The sequence below is a fragment of the Lewinella sp. LCG006 genome, assembly GCF_040784935.1.
Classification (GTDB): Bacteria; Bacteroidota; Bacteroidia; order Chitinophagales; family Saprospiraceae; genus Lewinella.
The window spans coordinates 5,934,070-5,951,462 of the sequence record NZ_CP160680.1; the positions used below are offsets into that span (position 1 = coordinate 5,934,070).

At 45.8% G+C, this 17,393-nt stretch carries 19 protein-coding genes; 10 read left to right on the forward strand and 9 right to left on the reverse strand.

Features of this window, described 5'->3' with window-relative positions:
• Positions 1-17: 17 nt before the first annotated feature.
• Positions 18-539, reverse strand: coding sequence for a hypothetical protein (locus tag AB0L18_RS21450; RefSeq protein WP_367389373.1), 522 nt, complete (start codon positions 537-539; stop codon positions 18-20).
• A 316-nt stretch (positions 540-855) separates the two neighbouring features.
• Here AB0L18_RS21450 and AB0L18_RS21455 point away from each other — a divergent pair, with 316 nt between their 5' ends.
• The 7 genes from AB0L18_RS21455 to AB0L18_RS21485 all read left to right on the forward strand — a co-directional run bounded on the left by AB0L18_RS21455 (position 856) and on the right by AB0L18_RS21485 (position 5,678).
• Positions 856-1,206: a HesB/IscA family protein gene (locus AB0L18_RS21455; protein WP_367389374.1), complete on the forward strand. Its 351-nt coding sequence runs from the start codon at positions 856-858 to the stop codon at positions 1,204-1,206.
• Positions 1,207-1,385: 179 nt separating this feature from the next.
• Positions 1,386-3,758 carry a T9SS type A sorting domain-containing protein gene (locus AB0L18_RS21460; RefSeq protein ID WP_367389375.1) on the forward strand — a complete coding sequence of 791 codons (2,373 nt, stop codon included), beginning with the start codon at positions 1,386-1,388 and terminating at the stop codon, positions 3,756-3,758.
• Between the two features lie 209 nt (positions 3,759-3,967).
• A complete protein-coding gene (locus AB0L18_RS21465; protein ID WP_367389376.1) occupies positions 3,968-4,159 on the forward strand; it encodes a hypothetical protein in 192 nt (63 codons plus the stop codon).
• Positions 4,113-4,319: an RHS repeat-associated core domain-containing protein gene (locus AB0L18_RS21470; protein ID WP_367389377.1), complete on the forward strand. Its 207-nt coding sequence runs from the start codon at positions 4,113-4,115 to the stop codon at positions 4,317-4,319. The genes AB0L18_RS21465 and AB0L18_RS21470 overlap by 47 nt, the downstream gene beginning before the upstream one ends.
• Before the next feature lie 157 nt (positions 4,320-4,476).
• Positions 4,477-4,818, forward strand: coding sequence for a hypothetical protein (locus AB0L18_RS21475; protein ID WP_367389378.1), 342 nt, complete (start codon positions 4,477-4,479; stop codon positions 4,816-4,818).
• A gap of 158 nt (positions 4,819-4,976) precedes the next feature.
• The gene (locus tag AB0L18_RS21480; RefSeq protein WP_367389379.1) at positions 4,977-5,123 is read left to right on the forward strand and encodes a hypothetical protein; all 147 of its coding nucleotides are present in this window, start codon (positions 4,977-4,979) and stop codon (positions 5,121-5,123) included.
• A gap of 120 nt (positions 5,124-5,243) precedes the next feature.
• The gene (locus AB0L18_RS21485; protein ID WP_367389380.1) at positions 5,244-5,678 is read left to right on the forward strand and encodes a hypothetical protein; all 435 of its coding nucleotides are present in this window, start codon (positions 5,244-5,246) and stop codon (positions 5,676-5,678) included.
• A 110-nt stretch (positions 5,679-5,788) separates the two neighbouring features.
• On the opposite strand, the gene icd is transcribed toward AB0L18_RS21485, so the two are convergent.
• Positions 5,789-7,015, reverse strand: coding sequence for an NADP-dependent isocitrate dehydrogenase (icd, locus tag AB0L18_RS21490; RefSeq protein ID WP_367389381.1), 1,227 nt, complete (start codon positions 7,013-7,015; stop codon positions 5,789-5,791).
• 235 nt (positions 7,016-7,250) lie between these two features.
• Between icd and ruvB the strand changes: the two genes are divergently transcribed.
• Positions 7,251-8,288, forward strand: a complete 1,038-nt coding sequence (gene ruvB, locus AB0L18_RS21495) for a Holliday junction branch migration DNA helicase RuvB (RefSeq protein WP_367389382.1) — start codon at positions 7,251-7,253, stop codon at positions 8,286-8,288.
• Positions 8,289-8,326: 38 nt separating this feature from the next.
• Positions 8,327-9,631, forward strand: a complete 1,305-nt coding sequence (locus tag AB0L18_RS21500; RefSeq protein ID WP_367389383.1) for a zinc dependent phospholipase C family protein — start codon at positions 8,327-8,329, stop codon at positions 9,629-9,631.
• 178 nt (positions 9,632-9,809) lie between these two features.
• Here the strand turns inward: AB0L18_RS21500 and AB0L18_RS21505 are convergent, their stop codons facing one another.
• From AB0L18_RS21505 to AB0L18_RS21520, 4 genes are all read right to left on the reverse strand, one after another.
• The gene (locus AB0L18_RS21505; protein WP_367389384.1) at positions 9,810-10,331 is read right to left on the reverse strand and encodes a DUF4252 domain-containing protein; all 522 of its coding nucleotides are present in this window, start codon (positions 10,329-10,331) and stop codon (positions 9,810-9,812) included.
• Positions 10,332-10,425: 94 nt separating this feature from the next.
• The gene (locus AB0L18_RS21510; RefSeq protein ID WP_367389385.1) at positions 10,426-10,929 is read right to left on the reverse strand and encodes a DUF4252 domain-containing protein; all 504 of its coding nucleotides are present in this window, start codon (positions 10,927-10,929) and stop codon (positions 10,426-10,428) included.
• 114 nt (positions 10,930-11,043) lie between these two features.
• Complete coding sequence (locus tag AB0L18_RS21515) at positions 11,044-11,538, reverse strand: hypothetical protein (protein WP_367389386.1); 495 nt, start codon at positions 11,536-11,538, stop codon at positions 11,044-11,046.
• Positions 11,528-12,031 (reverse strand): RNA polymerase sigma factor, encoded by a 504-nt coding sequence (locus AB0L18_RS21520; RefSeq protein ID WP_367389387.1) that lies wholly within the window; start codon positions 12,029-12,031, stop codon positions 11,528-11,530. The genes AB0L18_RS21515 and AB0L18_RS21520 overlap by 11 nt, the downstream gene beginning before the upstream one ends.
• Before the next feature lie 189 nt (positions 12,032-12,220).
• On the opposite strand from AB0L18_RS21520, the gene AB0L18_RS21525 reads away from it, so the two are divergent.
• Complete coding sequence (locus tag AB0L18_RS21525; protein ID WP_367389388.1) at positions 12,221-14,008, forward strand: LptF/LptG family permease; 1,788 nt, start codon at positions 12,221-12,223, stop codon at positions 14,006-14,008.
• Between the two features lies 1 nt (position 14,009).
• Here the strand turns inward: AB0L18_RS21525 and AB0L18_RS21530 are convergent, their stop codons facing one another.
• Genes AB0L18_RS21530 through AB0L18_RS21540 form a run of 3 tightly spaced genes read right to left on the reverse strand, consistent with a single transcriptional unit; the run spans position 14,010 to position 17,392 of the window.
• Complete coding sequence (locus tag AB0L18_RS21530) at positions 14,010-15,917, reverse strand: ATP-dependent DNA helicase RecQ (protein WP_367389389.1); 1,908 nt, start codon at positions 15,915-15,917, stop codon at positions 14,010-14,012.
• A gap of 3 nt (positions 15,918-15,920) precedes the next feature.
• Entirely contained in the window at positions 15,921-16,610 is a 690-nt protein-coding gene (locus tag AB0L18_RS21535; protein WP_367389390.1) for a hypothetical protein, read from the reverse strand.
• 5 nt (positions 16,611-16,615) lie between these two features.
• A complete protein-coding gene (locus AB0L18_RS21540) occupies positions 16,616-17,392 on the reverse strand; it encodes an FkbM family methyltransferase (RefSeq protein WP_367389391.1) in 777 nt (258 codons plus the stop codon).
• Between the last annotated feature and the right edge of the window lies 1 nt (position 17,393).

Below are 17,393 nucleotides of genomic sequence, written 5' to 3' on the forward strand. Positions count from 1 at the left end.
AGGAGGTTTTGAAGATACTAGAATAAGCTGGTTGCCTCTTTGCGAATGGCCATTTGAGCAGTAGCGATGGGATCGTAATCGCGTTGTTGTTGATAGGCAAAGAGGGCGTCGCGATAGGCTTTGGCTGGTGCATCTTTAGCCACCTTTTCGCTTACCAGGTCTAAGAACTGAATTAGATCGTCACGGGTAGCCTTGATGATTTCCCAAAGTTTTTCGGACACGTAAATTTGCTGAGAAATATTGTGCTCAAACTCTTGCTGCACCGTCATCATTAGCGCAATTTTCAAGGTGTTGGCCTGCATGCCACTGCTATCGGTACGCATCAGCAGCCCCGGAATAGAAAGCCGCTCAATGAGCAGGGAAAGCCGCTCGTAAGCTTGCATCCGCAATGGGGTGACCGCGCTTTGACGCTCTTGGCGGATACGTTGCTCTTGCATTTGTAGTTGCTTGCGCAACATTTCTCGAATGATGAAATAGCTGGTCAGTGCTACTACAATGGCCGGAATGGCGATTTTTATGATCTCTAGAAATACCAACATGGATACTGTTTGTTTTTTTGTGCAGTAATAGTGACGGGGCAAAAATAACTGATTCCATTTTTGATTCGCTAAAATTTTCTAAGCAAGCAACTAAAAGGCGCTTGCGTGAAAATATTCGCGAATCAAAAATGGAATCAGTTATTTCCGTCGAATTACTTATGGTCTAATAACGCACCAAAGCCACAAAAGTAACTGCTACGTCAAGATTCTCCACTTTTAAGGCCTATTTTTTCATAAATGCCAACCAAGTGGGTACTGTGTATGTTTTGGATTTGTATCTTTACTTTGGAATTCATCTAAATAAGACATCATCAGTATGAGCACGGTGAAAACGAGCATGCAACCCATTACCCTTACACCAGGCGCCATTGAGCAATTACAGCGTATTCAGAAAGAACAGTCTGTTCCAGCAGATCACGGACTGCGGGTAGGTGTAAAAGGAGGTGGCTGTTCAGGCTTTTCTTACATCCTGGGATTTGATGTCATCAAAGAACAGGACGACGTCTATGAAATCGACGGACTAAAGGTGATGATTCAAAAAGCACACGGTATCTATCTTTTAGGGATGGAGATCGACTGGCTGGACGGACTCAATAATCGTGGTTTTACCTTCAACAACCCTAATGCCAAAGAATCCTGCGGCTGTGGTACTTCTTTTTCAGCTTGATCTTAGCGAACAACCCTGGTAACAAAATTGTCTTTAACCTAATTTTTGTCCATTGCTAGCAATTGGGCAAAAATTGCTATTCAATTGTCAGATAAGAGCTAATTATTTCGGTTTTTATCTGAAAAGAGTAGCCTATATTTGTCGACTATTATCTACACTTAATTTAAAACATGCAATTCATGATGCAACGTTTACTAACCTTCGCCTTCCTGGTATTGGCCGCCGGTGCTTTGACCGCGCAGGACATTATCTGGCAAGAAGATTTCTCCAAAGGCATGGCCGGTTGGACGGTTAATCCTATTTCTTGTGGTGGCAACGTCAATACTTATGGAAACAACTCAGGACCTGAATATGGTATCTGGTCTTTGACCTCCGGTACGGTTGATGGAGAAGAGATTGATTCGGAAGGAGGAGTTTTCGAATGGAGTTTCCTCAACGACACAGAGTATACCATTTCTCTTTTTGATGATGATCTCACCATCTATGCTACGGTATATGGTACTTACAGCATAGATGAGAATAATATCATGACCTCTTCTGTTGATCCATCGGCGATCATCGCAGATGGTATGGCATTTGCTGAAACCACTCCTGGTGGTATCGTAGAATGGGCAACCAATATTTTAGTAGATGACATCAGTGATATTGAGCGTTTTATTGGAATTGGTTCTCCTACGGTGGTGTTGACCAACGGTGGCAATACGCTTACCTACACCGCTGATGGAGGCAATGTAGTTTTAGAGTTCACTAAGCGCTCTGAGTGCGGTGCGATTTGGACCTGGAGCCCCAATGGCAACATGGGCAACGGTGTTTTCGGTTTCGAAGCACCTGGTGCTGTATTCGTTGCTTCGGAGACTCGTACCAATGGTACCATGATCATGAACAACATCTTCCAGATGTTCCGTGGTGATGGTGGCTTGATCCCTAGCCCTAACCCTCCGCCATACCCTCAGTACGTAGCGGAATTGATTTCTCCTCCGATTGATATTTCTGCTGCCGACCGTGCACTATCGATCTCGCTCACCCAAAGATTGGCCTACTTGAATACGCCAGCTGATGCTCCTGATGGATTGAAGACGTCTTTCTCGGTAAGTACCGATGATGGCGCTACGTGGAGCCCAGCTACGGATTTCAACCCCAACTTCCCTACCAACACCTTCCGTAACAACCGTCAGACTATTCCTATTCTGAACAATTATACGGCTGGCGCGAATGAGATTCGTGTGAAGATCACCTTCGCTACGGATTACTACTTCTGGGGAATTGATGACATTTCTATCCAGGAGCGTATCGGCTACGATATCCAGGCGAATGCCAACTTCTTTGCTATTCCTGACAACGTGAATACGCCTTATTCTCAGTTGCAGCCTCAGTACTTCATGTCTGATATCCAGAACAATGGTGGATTAGAGGCAGAAAACGTACAACTAAACCTGCAAATCATCAACGTAACCGATGGTGGAACCGTTGTCTTCGACCAGACCAAGAACTATGGCAATATTGCAGTAGACTCTATCGCAGAAAATGACTTCTTCGACACCACCATGCCTTTGGATCTGCCTGCTGATGAGTCTTCTATCGGTTTTTATGAGGGCACCTACGTGTTGAGCCAAGATTCTGTGGATGTAAATCCTGCTAACGATTCATTGTTCTTTAGCTTCTCAGTGACTGATACCTTGTTTGCAAAAGAAACAGGCCGTACCCGTGGTATTTTCTTGACCAACGACCGCAGTTGGTTTATCGGAAACAGCTACTACGTACCTAATGGTGAAAACTGGTATGCACGCTACATCTCCTTCATGGTAGACAATGCTTCTGATGCAGTAAATGGCACGGGTAGTGTAACCACTTTACTTTATGAGTCAGACGGTGATGTAAATGGTGATGGCCGTATCGGTCCTGATGAATATGGTAATTCTCCAATCGCCTTCAACGAGTATGTATTTGATGGCTCGGAAGATGAAGTTTTACTGACTGTTCCTGTAAGTATCGATGAGGAAGGTATCCAGATGACCAGCGGAAAATACTACTTCGCTGTTGTTCAGTACGTTGGTGCAGACATGAATGACCAGGTGGCTATCTCTGCCAGCGAGCAGTACAACTACAATGCGAATAACTTCATTACCGACTCCGTTGGTATTGAGCAGTACTCTGATATCGTAGACTTGGTAGGGGAGTCTCCAAACTTCTTCTCTGGTGGTTTTGGTGGTACGGTAGTGCCTATCGTACGCTTGTCTATCGGTGATAACCCATTCCTGGACCAACCAGCCATCACGGGCATCGAAACAGTACTGCCTTCTGAGTATGCCGTAAGTGTATTCCCTGTTCCTGCGAAAGACAACTTCAATATGAAGATTGACTTCCCTAAGCAGGTGGATGTTTTGGTGCGCTTGTACGACCAAACGGGCCGTATCATCCTTACCCAAGAGTTTGATAAGCTCCAGAACGGCACCTTCAACTACGACGTTCGTACTCTTGCTAGCGGTATGTACTTCCTACAGTTGGATACCGATGCTGGTACGCGTATCGAAAAGATTGTGGTACAGCACTAGTACATGCTAAACGTAGCTTGGGCTTCAGCCCGAGTTGCATGAAGGGCGGGCTGATTCGGTTGATACTGAGTCAGCCCGCTTTGTTTTTATTTGATTGGTTCGAGCGGCTTTGACGAGGAAAAACGAAAAGGGAATCCTCTTTCATGATTGCTATTGAATCTTTGGTTATTCTTACTGTGCAAATCTCTTCTTTAATAGATCATTCTAATATGCTTCCAATTTTTTCGATCATCGACGGCAACATGAAGTATAATCCTAATCCACCAATAGGTAAAGCAATGACCAAAAATCAATTAGAAGAGTTGTTGGTGAGTAACCAACATATAGTGATGGCATTCTATAAATATGCCCCTTTTGGCCTGGAACAGGGCGGTAGCCATCAGCAATGGCGGAGGGAGTAATAATCGGTATCGGTATAATGGTAAGGAGCTGGATGAAGCGACGGGGTTGTATGATTATGGAGCGAGGTATTATGATCCGGCTATTGGAAGGTGGGGGCAGGTGGATCCGTTGGCGGAGGTATTGCCTGAATGGTCGCCTTATATGGCCCTACAGTCTTAAAAGCGGAAGAAAACCTGTGGAGAGCTGAGGATATAATCAACTATAGATATTTTGGTAATTTCTTTGGGCTAGGCACAAGTGCTGGAAGGGAAGTCGTTAATAAAACAGCAGAGTCTGCAGTGAATACTGCAGTTACTACAGCAACAACCGGAAACTAATGAGAATGATCAATGGCAAGTATATATTGTTTCTAGCTATTCTATCATTAATAGGGCTAATGGCATTCAATGTTTATAAGAGAAACAAAATTCTAGAATCTTCAAAAACAGATGCTATTGTTAAAGTAACAAAACTAAATTTCCGAAAAAAAGGAACAACTACAAGGACAACAGATGCATATTATCAATACTCTCTTTCGGATGGAACAATAATCTACGGCAAAACTGAAATTAATAATCCATCCGTAGAAGTAGGCCTTTGTTACAAAGCAATATATGCTAAAAATGAGCCTGATGTAGTAAAGATCTATTTTGGAAAACCTGTTACTTGTGTAAAATAGCCCTTCCCCCATTGGCTAAGCTATACGCTGATAGGCAGGCACTAAAATGATAACCTGCCAGACAAGAGATGCTTGTCTAAAGCGTTTATCTTTATGCAAGTACAAACTTTTCCAACCAAACCTAAGAGTCGATCAGGGAAGACGAAATTACGGACGAAATGATCCTGGCGATCCCGCCGTCTCCAGACTGGAAGCGAATGACTGAAACAGAGCTTATGACCGAACTGCAAGAATCGATGGCTCAAGTAGAAAGAGGCGAGTTCGTTACCTTGGAGGACTTGGAAAAAGAAATGGAGCAATGGTAGGCAAGTTGTTCCGTGTGGTCTTCTCAAATAAGGCTAGGCAGCAAACCCGAAAAATATCAGACTATTACAATCGGACGGCATCTCCTTCTGTTGCCAAAAAGTTCCGTACAGGAATCAAAAATGAAGAAAAATGAATTAAGGTACCTACAAAAACTACCATCTAGCAAACCGAAATTTCCAGCGATTGATTTGACAATGCTGTCAGATACAAATTGGAGTAACGACCTTCATCTAGACTACAGTCTATTAACAGGGGAGTTTATCTTCTCTAGAAAATCTGAACTTCTTATTGGTCATAAGGTGGTTGACTCTAAAGGAGATATTTATACTGTTGAAGAGTTGTATTTCTTTTCAAATTGGCTTAGTTATTTGCCTTTAACAAAAAAAGGAGTTATAAAATTTAATAAAGAAGAAGAGCATATGAAACTTGATGAATTGAAAGTGTTCTTTTTAGAAAAATTGAATAATGACGAAGTAATGTCCATTACTAAGGCCAGTTGGATACGCTCGATTAATAAAGCAAAAACTTTCGAAGAGCTTTTTTTAGGAGAGTAAGTAAGGTTAAGCTAAAGGAAACGAATTTACATATCTGATCCCACATCAAATCAGAAAGGGTTTTTGACGCAAGTCAAAAACCCTTTCTGAAAATCAAATCACCTCGTGATTTACATGTTAGCGATGATCTCGTCGCCGAACTCAGAACACTTCAGGAGGGTAGCACCGTCCATCAAGCGTTCGAAATCATAGGTAACACGCTTGCTGCCAATAGCGCCGTTGATCCCTTTCAGGATAAGGTCGGCGGCTTCGGGCCAGCCCAGGTAGCGGAACATCATCTCACCAGAAAGAATCACGGAGCTGGGGTTTACTTTGTCCAGACCAGCGTACTTAGGTGCAGTACCGTGGGTAGCTTCGAAGATAGCGATCCCCGTGTTGTAGTTGATGTTGGCACCCGGAGCAATACCGATACCACCCACCTGGGCAGCTAGGGCATCACTGATGTAATCACCGTTCAGGTTCATGGTAGCAATGACGCTGTATTCCTTCGGACGGAGGATGATCTGCTGAAGGAAGGCGTCAGCAATAACGTCCTTTACCGTGATTTTACGACCGTCGACATTGATGACGTGCCATGGGCCACCGTCCAGTTCTTCTCCGCCAAATTCTTTAGCAGCCACTTCGTAGCCCCAATCACGGAAAGCACCTTCGGTAAACTTCATGATGTTTCCTTTGTGCACCAAGGTAACACTGTCTTTGCCGTTTTCGATAGCGTACTTGATCGCAGCTTTTACCAAGCGGCCAGTACCTTCAGCAGAAGTAGGCTTGATACCAATACCAGAAGTCTCCGGGAAACGAATTTTATTGTAACGATCTGGGAAAGCTTCTTTCAACAGTGCAAGAAACTTCTTGGCGTCGTCGGTGCCTTCCTGAAACTCGATACCTGCGTAGATGTCTTCGGTGTTTTCACGGAAGATAATCATGTCTACCAGCTCAGGTTGCTTCACGGGAGAAGGTACACCAGCAAAGTATTGTACTGGGCGTACACAAGCGTAGAGGTCAAGCTTCTGGCGCAGTGCTACATTTAAAGAGCGGATACCACCACCAACGGGTGTCGTCAACGGACCTTTGATGGCTACCAGATATTCTTCAATGGTTTCCAGGGTTTCGTTGGGCAACCATTCGCCAGTAGCTTTGAATGCCTTTTCTCCGGCCAGAACTTCTTTCCAGTGAATTTTACGCTCACCACCGTAAGCTTTTTCTACGGCTGCATCCAATACACGGCTGGCAGATGCCCAAATGTCTGGTCCGATACCATCTCCTTCGATGAAAGGCAAAATCGGGTCGTTAGGTACGTTTAGCTTTCCGTTGTTGATGGTTATTTTTGATCCACTCATTGTTGTTTCCTGGTTTTTTTATTTACTAAACAAGACTAAATAGTTGATATTGCCGAAGAGTTCGGCGAGAGGGTTCCGAAAAACCCGGACAAAAGTAAGAATTTCTTTGCTTCTTACTAACTTGCAAACACGATCAAAAACGACAAGTTTCATTTGATTGCAAATTTTATTCCTGAGCGAGTGTGAAAATGATTGATCCACTTTAATTTTAGCTCTAATACTGACGATTCAAAATATGCGAAATCCTCATCTGGATCCTGATAAAGATCAACTACCGGCAGATGATCAGCAATACGAAAGAGCCCTGCGCCCCAAGGCTTTAGATGACTTTAGTGGCCAACCTAAAATTGTTGAGAACCTTAAAATATTTATCCAGGCCGCCAAGCAACGCGGGGAGGCTTTGGACCATGTGCTATTGCATGGCCCTCCGGGCTTAGGGAAGACGACCCTTTCCCACATTGTCTCCAATGAAATGGGCGCAGAGCTGAAGATGACAAGTGGCCCTGTACTGGAAAAACCTGGTGATTTAGCCGGCTTGCTCACCAATTTATCAGAAGGAGATGTGCTCTTTATTGATGAAATTCACCGACTCAATACCGTCGTGGAGGAGTACCTCTACTCAGCGATGGAAGATTACCGGATCGATATAATGATCGACAGTGGCCCCAATGCTCGTACGGTACAAATCAGCTTGAGCCCGTTTACCTTGATAGGTGCGACGACTCGTCTGGGGCTGTTAACCGCTCCGATGCGCGAGCGCTTTGGTATTACCTGCCTGCTGGATTATTACGATGCAGCTACACTCAGTAAAATCATCATTCGCTCTGCGGGCATTTTGCAAGTCCCGATTAATGGCCCTGGGGCAATGGAGATTGCCCGCCGCAGTCGGGGAACTCCAAGGATTGCTAATGCGCTACTGCGGCGGATCAGGGATTTTGCCCAAGTGAAAGGCAATGGAAAGATCGATGTGCCCATCGCTCAATACGGCCTTGAAGCGCTAAATGTCGACGAAGGTGGATTGGATGAGATGGACAACAAAATCCTCAGCGCGATCGTCCACAAATTCAAAGGTGGCCCGGTGGGTATCACGACCATTGCTACGGCAGTAGGAGAGGAGGCAGGTACTATTGAGGAAGTACACGAGCCATTTCTGATCATGGAAGGGTATATCCAACGAACACCTCGTGGACGGGAGGCTACGGAAAAAACTTACCGACACCTTGGTCTTGTTCCTCCAGGAAGAACGGGAACCTTGTTTGAGATTACAGAGTAGAGTGAGGTTTCACTTTTCACCTAAGTACAACGATTTTTTTGAACGTCCTTAAAACCAAAGTAGTGGCCAAGCAGATGATCTCTTTTTTCAGACCAGGCATCCTCTTTTTCTTGTTGATTTTCACCCTGTTGAGTGCTTTTACTTTAGATGATACTAAAACGGAGGAATGGGGCTTCTTTGGCCATCGCCGAATCAATCGGATGGCGGTCTTCACCTTGCCACTGGAGATGATGCCTTTCTTCAGACACCACATTGAATACCTGACCGATCATGCGGTAGACCCCGACAAGCGTCGCTACGCCACCAAGCACGAGGCTGTCAGGCACTATATCGATATCGACCATTGGGGTGTCCATCCTTTTCCTGAGGTGCCTAGAAACTGGACGGAAGCCTTGTTGCGCTACGGTGAGCTGAGAATGATCAAGGCCGATTCTGGCGACACCTTGGTAGTAGAAGTAGCATCGATTCTGAGAGCAAGCAACGGCCGAGATACTGCCCTTTTGAAAATCAATCATCCCGAACTACCGCTTTATTTATCCCTCAAGGACTATAAAGCTTTTTGGCAAGAAGAAATCCAGCCACAGTACTACGAAGACGAATGGTTGCCCTCACCAGCAGCTACTGCAGCCCTATTTGGCTGGCCTGCCGAAACTTTTAGCAGGGTAGAGGCTATTGATCATTTTTCAGAATACGGGATTGTACCTTATCACTTGGAGAGTACCCAGCGGCAGCTTACTCGTGCTTTTGAACGTGGTGATGCTCGCTCGATTTTGCGCATCTGTGCCGAAATAGGCCACTATATCGGGGATGCCCACGTACCGCTTCATACCACCGAAAACTATAATGGTGAGATGACCAATCAAGTTGGGATTCACGCCTTTTGGGAGAGCCGTCTGCCCGAGCTTTTTGCCGATAAAGGCTACGATTACTTCGTGGGTAAAGCCGCCTATATTCGAGACAAAAATGAGTACTTCTGGCAAGCCGTACTGGATAGTCATCAACTACTTGACAGTGTACTTTTAATTGAAAAGAGGCTGAGCCAAACCATCCCCCCTGATCAACAGTATTGTTTTGAAGAACGCCTGGGCCGCACGATTCGCACCCAATGTGAAGACTACGCCAGGGATTATGAACAAGCCATGAACGGCATGGTAGAAACGCGCATGCAAGATGCTATTCTGGCCATAGGTAGTGCGTGGTTTACCGCCTGGGTAGATGCCGGGCAACCGGATTTGAATGCCCTGCTCAACGCTCAACCGACCGAAGAAGAACTATTAGAACAGCAGCGCCTGGAACAAGAGTATCAACAGGGGGAAGCGAAGGGGAGAGATCATAGTGGTTAAGCGCTAATACACTATCCGCGACTGTAGCTTGGGCTTCAGCCCGAGTGTGGGTTTTACGCTTGAGCTGAAATCATAACCCGACGAGACTAATCGTAAGAGCATTCCCCTGTTCGTCGTTGGCTTGGCCTACGTCGGGGTATACCCAAAATTCCGTTTTGCGTATACCCCTTATCTCCCTCTATGGCCGTGGTTCCTCTTTGCTCGGCAGTCTGTTAAGGGCCTCACCAGCCTCTCCGTCAAGCTCTAGTTTTTGCAGGTCTTCGTAATACATTAAGCCGCTGAGGCTTACAAGGGTTACTTCGTCCGGATCTTCCACCAGCACAATCAGCTCTTCAATAACCTGGTCCTTGTTTTCGTGAAGGTAGATGTAAACGAGGTCCTTCCCGTCACGTATCTTGATGAGTTCTTCGTAATTATTGGCTTGAATGCCTTGTCGAAGGGCTGTCAGGTCCGAAGCCTTAATTGCTGCCCGATTTGGAACCGACAAAACGCGCAAGGTATTGAGCTTTGACAGAAAAGTTCGCTCTCCATTTTCGTCCGTTGCTTTACTGATAATATCAAGTAGACCACCGCTGATATTCACGTGGGTGACGTTGTCTAAATCCTTGTATTTGTCGACAAAAGAATTGATCACGTTGTTTTGGGCGGATAAGCATAAGCTGCTCACTAAAAGAGCAAATAACATGGTTAATGGTTTCATTTTCTGGTTTGTTTTGGCGCAAAATAGCGCCGGGTGATATTTAGGTAATGGTAATAGGTATTAGGTACTTTGTACTGGGTATCACAACCTCACATTAATCCTCCTTGTCCATTTCTTCTGCAAGCTTGATGATCTTGTCGAGATTCAGGGGCCCGACGAAACTCATGAGCGTAAACTCACTTTCGCCATAGGAGAGAAAGAGCAGTTCTTCAAGATTGCCTTTACTATCTTCTCTTAGTAAAAATTCCGTGTTTCCTCCGTTCCTTTCCCTAATGGTAATCAGGGTCTCATAGGTTTTGGTATTGATCTTAGCTTTCGCCTCATTGAAATACTTCTCTGGCGTGACGTCAGTGCTAAGGATACGTAGCCCACGTAGATCGGTCGCCAAATCCATGAATGCGGCGGCCTCCTTATCATCTAAATCAAGTTTCTCTCCACCAATTTTCTCAAACATCTGGAATAGGCGTGGACTGATATAGATAACCGAAAATTTTTCATCTTCTACATAATCCTGGAAATAGGAATCTATAGCGTTGGCTTGGCCGTAGAGGCTCATCGTGGCCAAGCTGAGCAAGGCCAATAAAAAGAAAGGTTTCATATTGAAGTATTTTTGATTTCGATTTTGTTTAAATTGGGCTTGCTTCAAGCACTTATCATCCACCTGGGGTATTAAAATCCTTATACCCTATACTTTGTACCAAGTACCTAAGCATCACCAGGGCTGTACCAACTTCTTGACACTTTGGAGCTCATTGGTAGCAACCTCCATGCCACGACGCAATGAGGAGCTGGTTTTCTGTAAAGCCGCAGTCGTGATTCGCAAGGCTTCTTCCTCGTTTTGTGGTTCGAATTGAGACCAGTCGATAGCTGTCTGTTTCGTCGTTTCCTTAGTGTCAGGTACTAACATCCAGGCAGCGAGCCCTAAGGCTATCATCGCCGCAATGGCGGCCCAGCGTGCTACTACTTTCCGAAATGGGACTATGCTGGCGGTGGTTTTGTGCCCGATAGTTTCCAGTCGCTCAGTAAATGCTTCGCTGACCTTTTGATTTCCAGCCGCTGTGAAAAACTGAAAGAGTGGACGATAGGTAAGCATATCTGCCGGCAGGTCTTCTTGCTGAAAGTAGGAGCGTAGTTGTGCTTCTTCAGCCAGTGTACTATTGCCTTCAAAGTAGCGTTCGAGTAGTCTTTTTGCCGTATTATAATCCATAGGAAGATTGTTTTAAAAGTTCTTCACGGAGGGTTTTTCTTGCCCTGAATAAATTGGTTTTTACTTGTGGCATCGTCATTTCCAAAGCCTCTGCGATTTCCTGATAGCTAAGCCCTTCGATGTCTCTCAATTGCATTACCGACCGATGGCTTTCCGGCAGGCTTTGCATCATTGATTTGATGTGTTCGTAGGTGTCTTTCCATTCCATCTGTTGCTCTGGCGTATCAGCGCTTGTAAACTGGGGGAGGGTTTCGGTAATTTCTGTTCTTCTTTTACGGTAACCGCCTTTCAGTTTATCCAGGGCTTGGTTGCGTGTCATCCTGAGGCACCAGGCTTCCAGGTTTTTGACAAGCTGGAGATCTTTGCCTTGTTGCCAAAGTTTCACCATCACTTCTTGGACGACATCCTCCGCTTCGGCACGATCATTGACCAAACGCAGCGCCAGGCGGTAGAGTCGATCTTTAATGGGCCATATTTGTTCTCTAAATTCCATCCAATCCATTTGTGGTTGTATCCGATTTCAATTGCTCGACGAGGCGAAATTGAGCTTTGTTACAAGGAGGGAATATTTTTTTCGACTAAATCCATCTTTTTCCTAAAATACAGCGCCTACGCATCTCTTTTGCCCACTGGTGCGTTACCTTTGGGGCATGATAATATGTACTGTCTTTAATTTTGTGTTTTGAAAAAAATTGATCGTCTTTTACTGGTAAGCTTCATTCCACCTTTTCTGGTGACTTTCGGTATCGCAACCTTTGTGCTACTGATGCAGATTTTGTGGGTCTATATTGACGATATTGCAGGTAAAGGCTTGAGCGTTTTTGTCATCATCGAATTGCTCGCCTACAAATGTGTTGGTCTGGTACCCATGGCTTTGCCATTAGCGATTTTGATTTCTGCGGTCATGGTACTTGGGGGCTTAGCCGAACGCTATGAACTATCCAGCCTCAAATCTGCGGGTATTTCACTCTTGCGGGTGATGCGCCCTATCATTGTTTTTGGAACAGTAGCTACTTTCGTTTCGTACCTATGTAACGACTATATCATTCCTATTGCTAACCTGCAGTTTGGCTCCCGGATGTACGATATCCGGGAAAAGAAGCCTACCATGAGCATGGAAACGGGCATCTTTAATGACGACTTTGGCAATTATGCCATCAGAATAGGAGAGAAAGGCAGCGACGGAAGAACCATCAAGGATGTACTTATTTATGATCACTCTGAAGCCAATAGCGGCAAACTCACCCAGGTAGTAGCAGAATCGGGAGAAATGTTCTCTACCAGAGACGGCAGCTTTTTCGTGATGCAGCTGTACAATGGTCACCAGTACATAGAATCGCGCCCAACGGGTCGAAATACAGGCCAGGGAGCTCCCTTTATACGGACTTCCTTTAAAACCTGGAACAAGGTCTTTGATTTGAGTGAGTTCAATATGGATATCACCAACCCAGACTTGTTTAGTCAGAACCGTTCCATGATGAGTATCAGTCAATTGGCCAGCCAGATTGATACCATCCAAAAGCGGATTGATCAGCGGTATTTGAATTTAGCTAAACAAGTAGGGACCCATTTCAGCGTCTTACCCATAGATAGCTTGTATCCACAAATAGAACTGGAAACAGATACGCTTGATGGGGAGGAAGCTCCGGAGCAGGATAGCTTATCAGATGAAATCACATTACAAGATTCGCTTACCGCTGATAGCTTAAAACTCATGGAAAAAATGGGTGGGGATAGTATCCAGCGACTAGAGAATTATTCCAAGCGCATCTCCGCGGCAGGCCGTGAACGCGCAACTGATGAAGACAAACCCAAACCCAGAAAAGGAACACCCGATGATGAAGAAGCCAAAGCTGAGTTGAAAGAGCGAATGGCCAAAGCGGCAGCAATCCAAAAAGCAGCAGGGGTAGACGACAAGGCGGACACAACAAAAATACAACCCATCCTGCCATTAGAGCGCTTTGATGATAGTATTACAACAGTAGCAGCTTGGCTGGAGCTCCTCACTCCGGCAGAACGTCGCCGCTTCATGACCAAAGCCAAGTCGAGCGCGCGCGCAATCATCAATCAGGCGGAACAAGCAGAAGTATCACTGAGCCGTACGAAAGAAGACAAGGTGAAGCACATCTACGAAATGCACACCAAGTACAGCATGGCCATCGTCTGTATTATTTTTGTATTTATTGGTGCTCCCCTGGGAGCGATTGTCCGCAAGGGAGGATTTGGCTATCCACTCCTGGTGAGCGTGGTGGCTTTTATCGTCTTCATTGTCTTGACGATATTCTGCCGGAAAATTGCGGAAACTTTGCTGGTGCCAGCCTCCCTGGCAGCATGGTTGCCTTGTATTGTTTTATCACCCATCGGAATCTGGCTTACCGTTAAGGCGATGGCCGACAGCAAGCTTTTTGATTTCAGTGGCTTTAAAGATCGTCTCTTTAAACTATTTGGGAAAGACGCATTGATAGATTAGATTACATTTTCCAAACGAGTTTCCCTGTAGCGTCTTTTTCAATAAAGCCCTCGTCTACAAGGTAGCTTAAACTGGTCAATACATCCTCTTCGCGTACATTGGCGAAATGCGAAATGAGCTCTTCTAAAGAACAACTTTCCTTGATGAGTATTTCCTCCAGGCGATGGGCTAATTGTTGATGTTCACTGACGGAGAGGCCTGCTTGTTTGCGTGCCAGACAAACGTCACAATGCCCACATACCGGGCTGTTTTTTTCTCCAAAATAGCGTACGAGCTGCTGCGACCTGCAAATGTCTCTTTCAGCATAGCGAATAGCCGCTTTAATTCGGGAGAGATGCCGTTCTTTCCGTATGCGGTAAGCCGGTAGGTCGATGGACAGAAGCTCAGCTGGCACCCGGTCACGCAGTAAAGTAATCTGTGGACTATCTTTCGCAGGGCGGTACCTTACAATACCTGCAGTGTGCATATTGTGCAGTCCCTTTTGCAATTCTTTGGTGCTAATTTTCAAAAACTTAGCAAGTTGCGATTCCTTAAGTTTGACCGGATGATTGAAGGCTCCCTGATAGGTGCGGAGGATGATTTTTAAAATGCGATCTAGCTTGCGGTGCTTCAATTGATAATCGTACAAAACATCCTTGTTCACAATCACTTGCAGGTACGCCGGAACATAGACGGCATCGCTGACAGCAAGCCAGCCATTTTGTTCCAGCACCGAAAGGCAATGGTGTACCATTACCGCTTCTAGCTGGTAGGTCTGGGCAAATTGGGCAAGATCAAAATCATAACTCCTCCCAATACCCGCACCAGTAGCTAGTTGGAGGTAACTGCCCAAGGCGCGATACACCCTGCGAATTTCCTCCATCGGCGGGAAAGAGCGTTCGTAATTTCGCAAAAGACGATCCTTGTCATCGCGGCTGTAGAGCAATACAGCGTAGGCTTTTTCACCATCTCTTCCACCACGGCCAGCTTCCTGGAAATAAGCTTCCAAGCTATCCGGGATATCGATGTGTACCACCGAGCGTACATCCGCTTTATCAATCCCCATACCAAAGGCATTGGTGGCTACCATTACGCGAATGCGGCCATCAATCCAGGCTTCCTGTCGTGCTGAACGTTCGTCCATTTCCAAGCCAGCATGGTAGTAACTGGCTGCAATTTTTCGGCGAACCAATTCTACCGCGATTTCCTTACAGCGTCGCCTGCTTCGAACATAGACCACCGAACTTCCCTCCACTTTTTGTAAAATATTGGCCAGTTGGGCAATTTTTCCTTCGGCTTGCCGGACCACATACGCCAGGTTATCCCGCACGAAGCTTTTCTGAAATACCCGCCGATCCTTGCGAAACAGCAATTTTTCCTGGATATCTGTGACTACCTCAGGAGTTGCAGTCGCGGTTAGCGCAATGATCGGGACTTCAGGTACTAATTCTCTGATGTTCGCAATTTCCAAATAGGCCGGGCGAAAATCATAGCCCCATTGGCTAATACAGTGGGCTTCGTCTACGGCGATCATCCGAAGCGGCATCTTGGGGAGGCGTTCTTTGAGGATGTCGGTTTGCAATCGCTCCGGTGACAGGTACAAAAGCTGGAGATGCCCGTAAACGGCATTATCAACGATGCGATCAATATCCTGATGACTTAATCCGGCGTAGATGGCTTCGGCTTTTATGCCACGTTCCTTCAGTTGCTGCACCTGGTCTTTCATCAGTGCAATCAATGGCGAAACAACCAGGCAGAGCCCTTCGCTCGCAATGGCAGGAACTTGAAAACAAATAGATTTTCCGCCCCCGGTTGGAAGCAAAGCCAAGGTGTCTTTTCCCTCTAGAATAGCGGCAATGATATCGGCCTGTAAAGGCCGAAAACCTGGGTGGCCCCAGTATTGCTGCAATATTTTCAGTGGGTCTTTCAAAGATTAAAATTGATAGCCAAGTGCTAAAATCACAGGAACAGAAAGGGTCAAATGCCAAGGCTCTCTGGCGCCATATTGCCAGAAAAGGGAGCCGTTGGTGCGAAAATAAGTATCTTCAGGAATCTCACCGTAATTGCGATTATTCAAGCGCAAGCCTGCTCCTATGCCAAAATCCAGTTGCCAATGCTCTCCAAAGATAGCGCAAAAACCACGAATATAATTGAGGCTAAAGCTATGCTGAATGATGCCGTAGCTAATCCGCTGGGAGTAGCTACCACTGGCCCCTATTCGGGAAAAATCACCTTCTACACGGGCATTGGTCAGGCGGTAATCAAAAGCAAATTCGTGGTAGTGACGCTGGCGTATGATGCCAGGGTTGTTGCGGTATTTTCGGCGCGCGGTTCGTAGTCGGAAGCCATGAAGCGATTCCAGCGATGCTTGATCGGGATAATTGTAGTCGAAGATTACTCCCGCTTCGTGTCGTAGGTATACGTTTCCTTTGGTACGGTGCTCGTAGCTCACATGTGGCCCTGGAGTCATGGGGGCAAAGAAGTGCCCTAATGAGAGCCGAATTGCATGATCTGCGCCCTGCACTTCGGAGAGCGTTTGGCCAAAACTGGTACTTCCGATAATGCTACTAAAAAACAGTAGCGAACCCCACATGCGGAGACTTCCCCCAATCGGATTGCTCATCCTGGTTATTCTTTTTCCATCCGAAAAAAAAGACCATCTATGGTATTCACCCGACCTGTAGGTAAATCGACACCTTCGACGTGAAAGCTGAAAGGTTGGAAGCCTTCCTGCTCAATAAAATGCAGGGTTTCGTAGAAGCCTAGCTGAGCGTGCTGGTAAATTTTGTAAACAGGAATTTCTATTTTCAATCCTTTGGCTTTAGCCAGAACTTTTTGGGCACCACTGATGACTTGCTGTTCATAACCTTGCGTATCAATCTTCAGCAGAATAGTAGCCGCTTCCCAGTCGGGAGCATACTGCTCGATCACATGATCGAGTTGCCTGATGGGTAATAGTTCCTTTTTTACAATGGCTGATTTTGTGTTGTGGGCAGAAAAACTCTCTTCGATGGGTAGTACAGAGCTGAACTGGGTATCATCGGTGATATGAAATTCTATTTCGCCATCTTTTTCACCAATGGCCATTCGCTCGGCAACGATCCATTGCGGATATGCTGCGGAGCGGGCACTGATCTCCCGGTGAGCTTCCGAAACAGGCTCGAATGAAATGGTACGGCCACGGTAGCCAAAATCATAGAGTGATTCTGCAAACTGGCCAGTGTTGGCACCAATATCAATAACCAAGTCTACCCCCTGCTCTTTCAAAAGCATGGCTATCCTCAACGGTTCACTCGCGGAAGCGGTAAAGCGTTTCAACTTCAAGTGCAGCCCCGTTAATTTTCCCAGTCGCCGTTTGGTTCTTTCTAAAATCTTGGAGCCCAAAATGCTTTGCAGTAAATTCATC